The organism is Myxococcus sp. AB025B (assembly GCF_006518215.1).
GTDB lineage: Bacteria > Myxococcota > Myxococcia > Myxococcales > Myxococcaceae > Myxococcus > Myxococcus fulvus.
The window spans coordinates 1-12,294 of the sequence record NZ_SRLW01000291.1; the positions used below are offsets into that span (position 1 = coordinate 1).

Sequence of the window (12,294 nt, forward strand, 5' to 3'; positions counted from 1 at the left end):
GTCTCCCTGGGGGAGTGACAGGTGGGAGGCGGAGGCCCCGTCCTGCGGGGACCTCGGCGGCGGGCCGGTGGTTCGCGGTGTCCGACGCCTACATCGGGGACTCGGTGCGGCGGAAGTTCTCGCGCTCGGCGTCCCACGTCACGAGGCTTCATCCCCACACGCTCTGCCACGACACTCCGGGAGGCGACCGCGCGCGCCACGTCCACCTGGAGTGGGCGCGCGTGCTCACGCGGCGATGAAGGCACGGAGAGGGCGCGATGTTTGCGATTGGCTTTGTGTTCGTCCTGCGCCGGCACCCGCGAGGTGACCGCGCGGCATGAGCCCCTCGGGCGGCGAGGCCGCGCTGCGTGAGCAGGGAGTCGGCGCATGAACGGGCACGAGGACTGGGGCGAGCGGCGAGGGTGTGCTGCCTTGCGTGGGCTCGGGAAGCCGGGTAGGAGGCGACCACCCCCCTGCCCTGTCGACCAGCGCCTTGCTGAATCCCCACGACCGACGAGACCTCGCGAGCCTGGGCCTGATGGTCCTGGTGTACGGGCTCGCGGTGGCGCCGGTGCTGCACGCGGTGGTGGGCCATGCAGGCCACGTGGGTGGCGCGGGGCATGTGCACAGCCACGGGGGTCAGGCGCACAGCCATGACGCGCCAGACGAGAGTGGCCTCGCGCCGAAGCCCACACGTCAGTCGCCTGAGACGGGACATGGTCCGGATGGCCACAAGCACCTGACCGGCTCGGTGGAGCACCTGAGCGTGGTGGCGGCGACGTGGGTCGTGGCCGTGGTGCCGGTGGTGCGGTGGGTGTCGTGGAAGCACGAGTCCGTGCATGCGCCGACGCGACTGCCGGGTGTGGCGCCACGACCGACGGCGATGCCGCAAGGGCCATAGGTCCACGGCGCTCGCGCTGAAGCGAATCCACCGAACGTGAGCTTCGGACCTCCGCGCGTCGGTTGTGCGCGATGAGGTGCCGGAGTCGTGCGTGTCATCGCCCCACATCCATGACGGCGGAGGGTCTCCGTCTTCGAGCCAGGAGTGTCACGCGAGAGCCGCGTGCACGAGGGCCCGAGGACCGAGGCGACCTGCCGTGAGTGTCCTTCATGTCCACGAGTGTCGTGACCGTCGCGCTATCGACAGGTTTGTGGGTCCTCTGTGCACCGCTGCTCGCGGTGGCGAAGCCACGTTTGACGCTCGGCGAGGCAACCATGCCCTCGGCGACGAGCGCACGAGCGAGCACGAACCTGTCCGTGGTCACACGCGGCGCGCCAACCTCGCGCGCACCATCCAGAGCCACGAGCCACGCAGCACTCGCCAGGCGGACTGTCGCGGCAACGACGCCGTCTGCGGAGTCTGCCGCGAGTCACTCTGCTCACGAAGCGCTTGCACCGGGAGCAGACAAGTCGTCGACGGAGCAACACGCGAGCCGGGCCGTCACCGGAGCACCTGTTCCGACGGAGAAGCCGCACGCACTGAACACAGCGCAGACCGCCCCCACCACCACAGTGCCTCTCTCCACGCCCCCAGCTCTTCACGCGGGGCTGAACACCGAAGCGGCCCCCCCGGCCGCGCGGTTGCGCATCGCCCCCCAACCCTCGCAAGCAGCACCGGGCGCGACTCAAGCAACGACATCGTCCGAGCAGCTCCGCATCGCCACCCGAGCCCCTCGGGCAGCACCGGGCATTGCAGCCACGACACCGCCTTCGCAGCCCCCAATCGCCAGCTCTCCGCCACAAACAGAACCGAGCGCCGAAGCGACCACACCGTCCGCGCAGCCCCCAATCGCCAGCTCTCCTCCACAAGCAGAACCGAGCGCCGAAGCGACCACACCGTCCGCGCAGCCCCATATCTCCAGCACTCCCGCGCAAGCAGCGTCGAGCGCCGAAGCGACCACTCCATCCGCGCAGCCCCAAGCCCATCAGGTCCCGCAGTCCGAGCAGGACACAAACGAGCCCCCACGCACGGAGCCGAAGACCCACACGGTGGTCCGAGGAACACGGCCTCCACAAAGCGCCTCGGAGCTCACCCTCGGCCGGGACATCCTGGACGCGGCGCCGCGCAGCGGAGCCGTGGACCTGCTCCGCGCCGTGCCGGGCCTCGTGGCCTCGCAGCACAGCGGCGAGGGCAAGGCGCACCAGCTCTTCCTGCGTGGCTTCGACGCCCTGCACGGCCAGGACGTGGAGCTGAACGTCGCGGGCCTCCCCGTGAACGAGGTCAGCCACATCCACGCGCTCGGCTACGCGGACCTCAACTTCGTCATCCCCGAGGTCGTCCAGGCGCTCGATGTGACGGAGGGCTCGTATCGCGCGGCACAAGGTGACTTCGCCGTCGCCGGCACGGTGCGCATGGACCTGGGCGTCAAGGAGCAGGGCGTGCACCTCGCGGGCACGCTGGGCCAGTACCGCCAGCGGCGACTCGTTGCCACCGTGCGCCCGGGCGAGGACCCGGAGACCTTCGCCGCGGTGGAGCTCGGCGAGGCCAAGAACTACGGCGCGCAGCGCGGCTATGGCCGAGCCTCCCTGCTCGCGCAGGCAACGACGAGACTCACCGACGGACTCACGTTACGAGCCCTCGCGGGCAGCTACGTCACCCGCTTCGACTCGCCCGGCGTCGTACGCGAGGACGCGCTCCTCACAGGTCAGCAAGACTTCTTCTCCGCCTCCACACCACGGCAGGGAGGCACCGTCTCCCGGCACCAGCTCCTGCTCGGAGTGGACCTCCCCCGCTCGGGCCAGGGCCGCACGAAGCTGGAGCTCTTCGGCATCCTCTCGGACCTGCGGCTGCGCAACAACTTCACCGGCTTCCGGGTGGACGAGCGAGGTGACGGACTCGAGCAGACGAACGACTCCATCATCCTCGGAGCCCGCGCCGAGCACCGCCGCACGGTGACGATGTTCGGCCGTCCCGTGGCCATGGAGCTCGGCCTGGGCGCCAGGCGCGACGGCGTGGAGCAGGCCCAGCGGCGCTACCGCGAATCAGACGGCACCTTCTTCTCCGAGGAGATCGACGCCCACCTCACCCAGACGGATGTCTGGGGTTGGACCGAGGGGCGCATGGTCCTCGGCCGCTGGGCGCTCAGACTGGGTGGCCGCGCGGACGCGCTCGGTGTCGAGGTCTTCGACGCGCTCGCCTTCCGGGACCCGCGCTTCTACGACGGCCAGGGCTACTCCCGCAGCGCCTTCGGCGTGCACCTGGGCGCGAAGGCGGGCCTCGAGTACGCACTGACAGACGATGCAACCACGTGGCGACTGTTCGCCAGCTACGGCGACGGCTTCCGCTCGCCCCAGGCCCGCAGCCTCTCCGAGGGAGAGCGAGCCCCCTTCGTCTCCGTGCACGGCGCCGAGGTGGGCGCACGCAAGGACGGGGAGACGTGGGCCATGCAGCTCAGCGTCTTCGGCTCGCAGGTGGAGAACGACTTCTTCTTCGACCACACCGTGGGCACCACCGTGTACACGGGAGAGACCGTCCGCTCGGGAGTGACGGCGTCGCTCCAGGCGCGCCCCGTGCGAGGCCTCGTCGCGGCGCTGAGCGGCACCGTGGCGCACGCCTACGTGACGAAGACGGACACGCTGCTCCCCTACTTCGCGCCCTTCGTCGCCAGGGCGGACGTGGGCTGGGAGCATCCCCTCGAGTGGACGTGGTTGGGCGCCGAGCCCACCCTCTTCACGGTGGGCACGGGGCTCACGTTCATCGGCCCGCGCCCGCTGCCCTTCGACGAGAAGAGCCGCTCCGTCTTCCTCACGGACCTGGACCTGGGCCTGCGCCGGGGGGAGCTGGGACTGAAGCTGGAGGTGCGCAACCTCCTGGACGCGCGCTGGCGTGACGGCGAGTTCGTCTACAGCTCCCGCTTCGACCCGAGCGCCCCGGCGAGCCTCGTCCCGGCCCGACATTTCACCGCGGGGTCGCCTCGAATGGCCTCGCTCACCCTGGAGGTCCATCTATGAATCGCAGACACGTCCTGAGGAGCACGGTGGCCGTCGCGGCCCTGCTGCTCGGCTGTGGCAGCGAGGCCGAGCGCCGCGTCTTCACCGTGGAGTCCACCGCGGCCCCGCTCTCCGACACCCCCAACGAGCGAGGCTGGCGAATCACACTCGACTCCGCGCACGTCTCCCTGGGTCCGGTGCGTTTCTTCGAGGGCCGGGTGCTCCTCTCCCGTGCCTTCGACTGGTACGCGCTCCTTGGAGGCACGGCGCACGCGCACCCGGGCCACTACGCGCCGGGAGACGCCCTGGGCGAGTTGCTTGAGACGCACACGGTGGACCTCCTGAGCGGAGTCACCCCACTGGGCACCGCGAGCGCGGTGACGGGCGAGTACGGCTCGCTGGAGCTGACACTCGCCACCCCGACGGCGACCACCGACGCGCAAGGCGTCCTGAAAGGTCACGCCGTGCGGCTGGTGGGCACGGCGACGAACGCGGACGGAGGTCAGGTGCGCTTCGACGTGGAGGCGGACCTGCCCAAGCCGGTGGCCGGCGTGCGCTTCGAGAAGTCCCTCGGGCTGGAAGCGGGCCGGGTACGCATCACCGTGGACCTGAGGAAGTGGGTTGACCGCATCGACTTCGCCACCGCGACCGACACGGACGCGGATGGCATCTACACCTTCCCCGCCGACAGCCAGGCGCGCAATGCGCTGATGCGCGGCGTGGAGGACACAACCGCCTACGTGGTGACGTGGGAAGAGGGAGCCGCGCAATGAAGAACTGGATGCTGGGGTTGTCGTGCCTGGGACTCGTCGCCTGCAGTGATGGGACGGGCAACGTGACGTTCACCACGTACGGAGAGGACTTCATCGAGAAGCAGATTCCTCCCGCGGTGGGCGATGAGGCGGGCTTCACCGACGGGTGGACGGTGCGCTTCGACAAGTTCCTCGTGGTGCTCAGTGAAGTGACGGTGGAGACACACGACGAGGTGGCCGCGAAGCAGACGCAGGCGCGCGTGTTCGACGTGCACAAGCCCGGCCCCGTCGTGGTGGAGAGCTTCAAGGACCTCCCCGCGCAGAAGTGGGACCACATCAGCTTCGCGATGGCGCCGGTGGCGGACGCGGTGGCGGGCAACGCGGACGCGGCGGACGTGACGCTGATGAAGACGGAGGGCTACAGCGTGTACGTCGCCGGCCAGGCGACGAAGGACCGCGAGACGAAGCGCTTCAACTGGGGCTTCACCACGAACACCGTCTACGAGCACTGTGAGAGCCCCGAGCTGGGCGCGGGCGTGACGGTGCCCAAGGACGGCGAGGAGACGGTGCAGCTCACCATCCACGGGGACCACCTCTTCTTCGACGACCTCCAGTCACCGGACGCGAAGATGCGCTTCGACGCCATCGCCCAGGCGGACAGGCTGGGCATCGCCGGACCGGATGGCGAGGTGACGCTGGAGGAACTGGCCGCGGTGGACCTCACGGAGCTGCCCATCGACCAGTACGGCACGGGCGGCGCGGCCAACGTGCGCAACCTGCGCGACTTCGTCACGGCGCTGGTCCGCACCGCGGGCCACTTCCGGGGCGAGGGCGAGTGCGAGCCCCGCGCGCGCTGAAGCACTTCGTCCCACGACACGGCGGCGCGGTGAGCACCCGTCGCGGAAGCGACACACCGCGCCGGCCGTGATGGCTTACGGCCCCCTCTCCACCGGTGCTGGTCCACCGGGAGCGGGGGCCTCGCGCCAGAAGGGACCTCAGTGCTTCGGCGTGTTCGAGCCTGGCTGCCCGCTCCCCGGAGCGCCGCCCGGGATGGTGTTGCCCGGGCCCTTGCTCGGCGCGTGCTCCTTGTTCAGCTGATTGGCGCGGTTGTCCTGCGACGACTTGTGCGCGTCGTTGTTGGGATTCTTGGAGACGGAGCGCTGGTCATTGGCGCTCGGCATCTTTCCGCTACCCTTGTTGCCCATGGGCGAACCTCCGGCGTTCCCGAGCGGGAGTGCTCGAGAGGGCCGCACCGTAGAGAGTGACCCGGCGGTGGACACTCGGGCGGAGGGCTCGCCACGCTGTCCTGAAGCGTACGTCCGGGTGTCGGTGTGGCGGCGCTGCGGGCCGTCCCTCGTCCGTGCGGGGATGTCGAGACGCGCCTGAGTGCCTACCTCCTTGGCACGGAGGTGATGGGCGTGAGGACGATGACCTATGAGCGCAGCGGCCGGACGAACACGGCGGCCCAGGCCTTGCGGTTGACGGGGCTCGAGCACCTGGCGGTCCTGGAGCAGGGCGAGGTGGTATCCGAGCGGGAACTGACGGCCCATGAGGTCCGCACGTTCATGCCCCTGCTCGAGCAGGTGGAACACCAGCCGGCACCCGTGGTGCTCGTACCCCAGGCGGGCGGTCCCGACGGGCTCGCCGTGACGCTCGCGTTCGAGGACGAGGAGTCTCCTCGGGTCCGACTGGCCACGGAGCGCCTTCCCGCGAAAGGCGCGGGCCCGCTCTACGACCTCCTGCTCTGGGAGCTGGACGCCCTGCTGACGCGGGAGCTGCACACCCGCGCTCCGCGCCATGCGCACGTGGTGTTGCCCCACGAGCTCCGCCAGGAGGAGTAGTCAGAGGGCCGCGTCGGCCGCGGTGGTCGAGTCCTGCAAGGGCAACCGGACGATGAAGTTGGAGCCTGCGTGGGGCGCGCTCTCCACGCGGATGTCGCCCTGGAGCGCCTCGACAATCTGCCGGACGATCCAGAGGCCCAGCCCGAAGCCACCGTAGTGGCGTTGGGACACGGCGCGCTCGAAGCGCTGGAAGATGCGGGCGTGGTCCTCGGGAGCGATGCCGATGCCATGGTCCTTCACGCTCAAGCGCGCGTAGCCTTCCTCGCGCGTGACGTGGACGTCCACGGGCTGCTGCGCGCCGTACTTGAAGGCGTTGGACAGCAGGTTGGTGATGACCTGCTCCAGCCGCACGCGGTCCCAGTGGCCGACGAGGGGCTCGGACACCACGAGCCGCACGGGGCATCGCGCGCCCGCCGCGTCCTCCTGGACGCGGGACACCATCTCTTGAGTGAGTGACGACAGGTCCACCCGCTCACGATGCAGGTCGAGTCGACCCGCGCGGATGCGGGACACGTCCAACAACGTGGCGACGAGCTGGTGCAGCTGGGCGACGGAGCGCAGCGTGGACTCGACGCGGCGACGCACGAGCGAGGCCGTGGCCTCGGAGCCCATCGCCGGCGCGCCGCGCAGCAGGAACTGGAGCTGGAGCTGGACGGAGGTGATGGGGGTGCGAAGCTCATGGCTCGCGATGGAGAGGAACTCGTCGCGGGACTGGACCACCTCGCGCAAGTCCCTCGCCAGGTCCTCCGCGGCGCGCCGGGCCACCACCAGTCCCGTCACCTCCACGGCGACGGCCATCACGCCCTGGACGACGCCTCGGGCATCACACCAGGGCTGCCAGCTGAAGTCGTGGAAGCGCTGCTGTCGGGAGAGCGCGGGGGTGACGTAGGGAGACGCGGAGGCCAGGGGCACCTCGCGCCCGGAGAAGGGCTTGCCGTCGCGGTAGACGTCATCGAGGAGCCGCAGCATGCCGGGGTCCATGGCGGGCCGCAGGTCGCGCAGCGGCTTGCCAATGGCGTGGGCATCCACCTCCAGCAGCGCGCACGCCTGGGGATTGAGCAGCTCACAGACATGGTCCGGCCCACGGAAGACGGCGATGGCGACGGGGGCCTGGAGGAAGAGTGACTCCATCCGCTCGCGCTGGACCTGGGCCTCGGCGAGCGCCGCGTGCTCGCGTTCGAGCAACCGCGCCCGCTCGAGCTCCAGCTGTCGACGGGCCGTCGCGTCGCGGAACACCCACACGGCGCCGAGTTCTTCGTCATCGGCCCCGCGCAGGGACACGGTGCACTCCTCAATGGGCAGCTCTCCACCGTCGCGTCGCTTCAGCGCGCGGGGCCACTGGGACCACGTCTTGGGAGGCGCCGCCTGGCGCAGCGGGAAGGAGCCCGACTCGGGGCGGGAGCGCAGCACGTGTGAGAGGGGAACGCCCAGGGCCTCCGCCTCCGAGCACTGCAGCAGGTGCGCGGCCGCGGGATTGAGGTAGCGCACGACGCCTCGGTTGTCGGTGGCCAGGACCGCGTCGTTGAGGCTTCGCAGCAAGTGGGCTTCCAGGCCGGAGGACGGCGCGGGTGTCACGAGCGAGGGCGCCGTGACGCGCTCTGGTACCTGTACACGTCGTCCCGCCAGGAGGGAGGCAAGCGCTCCCACGATGAGGAAGAGGGCGACGGTGCTCGGCGCCGAGGGGCTCACTGACGATGCGGGACCGAGCATGCAGAGGAGCGTCCCCACCAGGGTCGCCAACCCGGCGGGTCCCGCGCCTCCGGTGAGCGCCGCGAGTAGCACGGCCGCGAGCGACAGCAGGAGCGCCGTGGCCCCAGGCAGGACGAACCACCACGCGGCGAGCCCCGCGAGGCTCACGCAGAGGACGGCGAAGCCGTAGCGAACCCACGCAAGGTGTGTGGGAAGAGCCGAACGGAATTGGAGAGCGTGCGCACGCATGGGACGGCGTCTCGCATCCTGGACAAAGGCTTCACACAGTGGGTGGAGGGCGCACCGGGAGGCGCTCGGGCGGCGCCCCGCCGATGTTGATCTTCACCTGGACGCGCGGTGAAAGGCAAACACCGGGGGACAGGCGACAGTCGACCCATGTGGGTTGTGACAAAGCATGAACAATAAGCAGACGAGCAGGCTTCGGTGAGAGAAGGCGGCACGGCGGCGGTGGGTGTGGTTGCCGAGCGCCCCGTCATCTGTGAAGAGAGAGACATGAAGCGTGTGCAGTTCTCCGTGCACCGCACGGTGGGAGAGGCGCGGCTGCTGGCGGGGACGCTGGAAGCCGAGGGAATGTCCGTCCAGGTGCGCGGCGAGTCGCTGGCCCCGCTGACCGGAGAGATTCCGAGCGGCGAGACGTGGGTGGAGCTCTGGCTCCATCCCGAGGACGTGGAGCAGGCGCGAGCCGTGGTCGCGGAGCTGAAGGAGAATCAGGAGGAGGCCTCGCGCACGGTGGAGTGTCCGGGCTGTCGGGAGGAGAACCCGGGCAACTTCGAGCTGTGCTGGAGCTGCGGGGTCGAATTGCCTCGAGGCCTCCGGCCGCGACTTCGGGCAGTGTGAGCCGCGCCAGCGGCTGGGCGAGAACGGGACGTGCGGCGGATGGAAGCAGAGCGACAGCAACCCCACACCGAGGAGGTGTCAGCCGGGAAGCAGCGGCGCTGGCGGGTCGATCAGGGCCTGCGCGGCATGCTGGTGGTGTGTGGCGTGGCGTTCCTGATTCACCTCATCCCGCTGTTCCTGCCCAGGAACATGCCGGAGCAGGAGCTGAGCATCGCTCGAGCCACCCCGCTGCCCGAGCAGCGCGTCAGGCTGCTGCTCCCCTTGCGAGAGCATCCGAAGGCGACGGCCGCGGAGCTGCGTGAAGCCGCGGAGCTGCTGCTCGACGGCGCCCCGGCCGAGGCACACGAGCTGGCCCTGGCCGCGGAGCGACGGGAGCCCGAGGCGATGGAGACGCAGCTGCTGCTCGCGCGCGTCTGTGAAGTGGAGCGGATGGAGCGCTGTGTCCGCACGGCATTGGAGCGGGCGAACCAGCTGGCGCCCACGGATGCCCGGCCGGACGTGTTCCGAGCGGAGCTCCGGGAGCGGAGTGGCGACATGGTGGGCGCGTCCGAGGCGATGAAGGCCGCGTTCGAGAAGGCCCCAGGAGAGCCGCTCATCGGGCTTCGTTACGCGCGACTGCTGAGCGCGGCCGAGCGGCCGTCGGAGGCGTTCGCGGTGCTCATGGCGCTGCGGGGAAAGGTCCCTCTGGCGCGGCTGCTGGTGGAGCAGGCGCTGGTGCTGCGCGCGGCCGGCCAAGCAGCGGAGGCCGTGGCGGTGTTGCGCAAGGCGACGCTGGAGGACCCCAGGCTCTCGCTCGCTCACTTCGAGCTGGGGCTGGCCTTGTTCCGCCTGGGAGATGTGGACGGTGCCCAGGAGGCCTTGAGACAGGCGGACCGACTCGACTTGGGCAGCCCCAAGGCCTTGGCGGCCCTGTGCGCGATGCAGCTCGAGGCGCGGCGCATCGACGACGCGAGACTGACGCGGATGGACCTCGAGCGCCGCTTCTCCGGACGGATGGAGCTCATCCGCCAGTCGTGCAGCGTGCCCTGAGAGGGCGCGGGGCTCAGCGAGGCTCGATGCCTCGAATCTGCCGGAGCATGCGCGCGGAGGCCTTGACCTCGTGGTCCACCGAGCCATCGACACGCTCGGTCCGCACGACGGCGAGGAGATAGGGCAGGGCCTCGTCATCGCGCTCCTGCTGGAAGAGCAGCGCTCCGAGGGCGAAGCGGGCCCGGGTGAGGAGCACCAGGTCCTCCTGGGCAACAGAGGCGTCGATGGCGTCACTGAGCGCGGATTCGGCCAGCTCGGGTTGGCCCCGGGCGAGGAGCTCGCGCGCACGTTGGAGGTGTTCCTGGACGTTCATGGCAGGACGCCGGGGAGCTGAGAGGGAGGGACGACGGGGGCAACTCCGAGGTAAGGGTGGGCCCCATGGACGAGTCGCGCATCACCGAGCTGGAGCTTCGCTACATGCAGCAGCAGGAGACGCTGCAGGAGCTGAGCGACGTGCTCTATCAGCAGCAGCGGGTCATCGAGGCGCTGCGCGTGGAGCTGGACCTCCTGAAGAAGAAGCTGGAGGCCGAGCCCGGGCTGGTGGACGCCCGTCAGCAAGAGCGTCCACCGCACTACTGAGCCTCAGAACTTGTAGCCCAGGCGCAGACCGATGACGGGGTCGGGGTCCAGGTAGCCCACCTCCACGCCGATGCTCGCGGCCTTGCCCTGCAGGCCGAAGCCGAAGGCGGCATGCGCGCGAAGCGCATCGCCACGGCCCATGACAATCCAGGGCCCCACGAGCCCTTCGACGTAGACCCCCGCGCTCGCGATGTTCGCGCGGAGAACGACATCCAGGGGGATTCCCACGTCGTTGCCATCGGTGATGAGCGAGGCGCCGAAGCGGGCGCCCACCGAGAGAGGCCCCGCGAGCCGGCCTTCCACTCCCAGCAGGAAGCTGAAGGCCGCGCTTTGATCAATCCAATAGTCGGCCCCGAGCCCGACGCGGACATTGGCGGCATCGGAGCGCATGGGCGCGACGAAGAAACCGGCCGCGAGCAGGACACCAAGCGAGGGACGAAGCAGCTTCATTCAGGAGGCTCCTCTTGCGTGGGGGGAGCGCCACTCAAGCAAGCCCAGTGGACCGAGGCCAGTCACACGAGGCGTTCCCGCTTCGTTCCCCCACTTTTTCACGTCCATGGGTCAACAACAGCGGAACAGCGACAGCCGCAGCGGACCCAGTCGGCCCTCAGGCAGGGACGGGAGAGAGAGCAGGAGCACCTCGGTGTCGTGCGAATCCTCGCGGGCGAGCAGCGGCGACGAAGTCACCTCGTCGTCACGACGCGGGGATGAGAGCGATTCGCTACCACGAGATAGGCGGTCCGGACGTGTTGCGGCTGGAAGAGGTATCAGACCCGACAGCGGGTCCTGGCCAGGTGCAAATCCGGGTGAGGGCTGCGGGCGTGAACTTCGCGGACACGGAACGCCGTCGAGGCCTCTACGACGCCACGGCCCCGCTCCCACGAATCCTCGGAAGCGAGGCCGCGGGGGTCGTGGACCAGGTCGGCGAGAGTGTCGACTCACGATGGGTCGGCAAGCGAGTGGTGGCCCTCGCGCAGCAGAGCTATGCGGAGTTGGCGACGACTTCGGTGGATGAACTCCTGGAGCTTCCCAAGCACGTCTCCTTCGAGGAGGCAGCGGGGCTCCTCGTGCAGGGCCTCACGGCCTGGCATCTCCTCTTCACGTCAGCGCAGGTGCAGAGAGGTCACCGAGTCCTCATCCACGCCGCGGCGGGAGGCGTGGGTCTTCTCGCCATCCAGCTCGCCAAGACCTTGGGAGCAGTGGTGCTGGGGACCGTGTCAAACACAGACAAAGCCGCACTGGCGCGAGAGGCAGGCGCCGATGTTGTCTTCGTCTACGGAGGCTCGGCGTCAGTCTCGGATTGGGTGAAGCAGGTGACGGGAAGCAGCGGAGTGGAGCTGGTGCTGGACTCGGTGGGTGCCAGCACCTGGGCGAACAGCCTCGAGTCGCTCGCGCCCTTCGGCCACCTGGTGGTGTACGGGAACGCCAATGGTCCTCCGCCAGCATTCGAGGTGGAGGCGCTCTACGCGAAGTCGCTGAAGGGGAGGAAAAAAGAAAAGCCCCCGTCGCGCGAGGCGACGAGGGCTTCTCAAAAAGAATCCGGCAGCGACCTACTCTCCCACGCGGTTTCCCGCGGAGTACCATCGGCTCTGGAGGGCTTAACTTCCGTGTTCGGGATGGGAACGGGTGTGACCCCT

12 protein-coding genes, 1 rRNA gene and 1 pseudogene are annotated in these 12,294 nt (G+C 69.6%); 9 read left to right on the top strand and 5 right to left on the bottom strand.

Translation table 11 applies throughout. The features are described from left to right. The first annotated feature begins 472 nt into the window (after positions 1 to 472). From FL311_RS34285 to FL311_RS34300, 4 genes are all read left to right on the top strand, one after another. A complete protein-coding gene (locus FL311_RS34285) occupies positions 473 to 880 on the top strand; it encodes a hypothetical protein (RefSeq protein WP_194869473.1) in 408 nt (135 codons plus the stop codon). 1,088 nt (positions 881 to 1,968) lie between these two features. Further along, positions 1,969 to 3,930, top strand: coding sequence for a TonB-dependent receptor (locus FL311_RS34290; protein ID WP_141331904.1), 1,962 nt, complete (start codon positions 1,969 to 1,971; stop codon positions 3,928 to 3,930). Then, complete coding sequence (locus FL311_RS34295) at positions 3,927 to 4,682, top strand: hypothetical protein (protein WP_141331905.1); 756 nt, start codon at positions 3,927 to 3,929, stop codon at positions 4,680 to 4,682. The genes FL311_RS34290 and FL311_RS34295 overlap by 4 nt, the downstream gene beginning before the upstream one ends. Then, complete coding sequence (locus FL311_RS34300; RefSeq protein ID WP_141331906.1) at positions 4,679 to 5,518, top strand: hypothetical protein; 840 nt, start codon at positions 4,679 to 4,681, stop codon at positions 5,516 to 5,518. Before FL311_RS34295 ends, FL311_RS34300 begins: the two co-directional genes overlap by 4 nt. 138 nt (positions 5,519 to 5,656) lie before the next feature. On the opposite strand, the gene FL311_RS34305 is transcribed toward FL311_RS34300, so the two are convergent. Further along, entirely contained in the window at positions 5,657 to 5,866 is a 210-nt protein-coding gene (locus FL311_RS34305) for a hypothetical protein (protein ID WP_141331907.1), read from the bottom strand. 213 nt (positions 5,867 to 6,079) lie between these two features. Here FL311_RS34305 and FL311_RS34310 point away from each other — a divergent pair, with 213 nt between their 5' ends. Next, positions 6,080 to 6,502, top strand: coding sequence for a hypothetical protein (locus FL311_RS34310; protein ID WP_141331908.1), 423 nt, complete (start codon positions 6,080 to 6,082; stop codon positions 6,500 to 6,502). Here the strand turns inward: FL311_RS34310 and FL311_RS34315 are convergent, their stop codons facing one another. Next, positions 6,503 to 8,041 carry an ATP-binding protein gene (locus tag FL311_RS34315; RefSeq protein ID WP_194869474.1) on the bottom strand — a complete coding sequence of 513 codons (1,539 nt, stop codon included), beginning with the start codon at positions 8,039 to 8,041 and terminating at the stop codon, positions 6,503 to 6,505. It lies immediately after the preceding gene. A 663-nt stretch (positions 8,042 to 8,704) separates the two neighbouring features. On the opposite strand from FL311_RS34315, the gene FL311_RS34320 reads away from it, so the two are divergent. After that, the gene (locus tag FL311_RS34320) at positions 8,705 to 9,049 is read left to right on the top strand and encodes a DUF2007 domain-containing protein (RefSeq protein WP_141331910.1); all 345 of its coding nucleotides are present in this window, start codon (positions 8,705 to 8,707) and stop codon (positions 9,047 to 9,049) included. Positions 9,050 to 9,088: 39 nt separating this feature from the next. Continuing rightward, positions 9,089 to 10,078 carry a hypothetical protein gene (locus FL311_RS34325; RefSeq protein ID WP_141331911.1) on the top strand — a complete coding sequence of 330 codons (990 nt, stop codon included), beginning with the start codon at positions 9,089 to 9,091 and terminating at the stop codon, positions 10,076 to 10,078. 13 nt (positions 10,079 to 10,091) lie between these two features. Here the strand turns inward: FL311_RS34325 and FL311_RS34330 are convergent, their stop codons facing one another. Further along, complete coding sequence (locus FL311_RS34330; RefSeq protein ID WP_141331912.1) at positions 10,092 to 10,391, bottom strand: hypothetical protein; 300 nt, start codon at positions 10,389 to 10,391, stop codon at positions 10,092 to 10,094. A 65-nt stretch (positions 10,392 to 10,456) separates the two neighbouring features. On the opposite strand from FL311_RS34330, the gene FL311_RS34335 reads away from it, so the two are divergent. Then, the gene (locus FL311_RS34335; RefSeq protein WP_046717116.1) at positions 10,457 to 10,657 is read left to right on the top strand and encodes a SlyX family protein; all 201 of its coding nucleotides are present in this window, start codon (positions 10,457 to 10,459) and stop codon (positions 10,655 to 10,657) included. Between the two features lie 3 nt (positions 10,658 to 10,660). Here FL311_RS34335 and FL311_RS34340 read toward each other — a convergent pair whose 3' ends face one another. Further along, positions 10,661 to 11,107: a hypothetical protein gene (locus tag FL311_RS34340; RefSeq protein WP_141331913.1), complete on the bottom strand. Its 447-nt coding sequence runs from the start codon at positions 11,105 to 11,107 to the stop codon at positions 10,661 to 10,663. Positions 11,108 to 11,364: 257 nt separating this feature from the next. Here FL311_RS34340 and FL311_RS34345 point away from each other — a divergent pair. Continuing rightward, a pseudogene (locus FL311_RS34345) lies at positions 11,365 to 12,132 on the top strand (zinc-binding dehydrogenase); the annotation flags it as partial. Positions 12,133 to 12,194: 62 nt separating this feature from the next. Here FL311_RS34345 and rrf read toward each other — a convergent pair. Further along, a 5S ribosomal RNA gene (gene rrf / locus FL311_RS34350) occupies positions 12,195 to 12,294 on the bottom strand; the annotation flags it as partial.

Coding starts and splice junctions, on each gene's coding strand:
- FL311_RS34340 (WP_141331913.1), bottom strand. CDS start 11,107: ATGAAGCTGCTTCGTCCCTCGCTTGGTGTCCTGCTCGCGGCCGGTTTC.
- FL311_RS34320 (WP_141331910.1), top strand. CDS start 8,705: ATGAAGCGTGTGCAGTTCTCCGTGCACCGCACGGTGGGAGAGGCGCGG.
- FL311_RS34325 (WP_141331911.1), top strand. CDS start 9,089: ATGGAAGCAGAGCGACAGCAACCCCACACCGAGGAGGTGTCAGCCGGG.
- FL311_RS34305 (WP_141331907.1), bottom strand. CDS start 5,866: ATGGGCAACAAGGGTAGCGGAAAGATGCCGAGCGCCAATGACCAGCGC.
- FL311_RS34330 (WP_141331912.1), bottom strand. CDS start 10,391: ATGAACGTCCAGGAACACCTCCAACGTGCGCGCGAGCTCCTCGCCCGG.
- FL311_RS34300 (WP_141331906.1), top strand. CDS start 4,679: ATGAAGAACTGGATGCTGGGGTTGTCGTGCCTGGGACTCGTCGCCTGC.
- FL311_RS34335 (WP_046717116.1), top strand. CDS start 10,457: ATGGACGAGTCGCGCATCACCGAGCTGGAGCTTCGCTACATGCAGCAG.
- FL311_RS34295 (WP_141331905.1), top strand. CDS start 3,927: ATGAATCGCAGACACGTCCTGAGGAGCACGGTGGCCGTCGCGGCCCTG.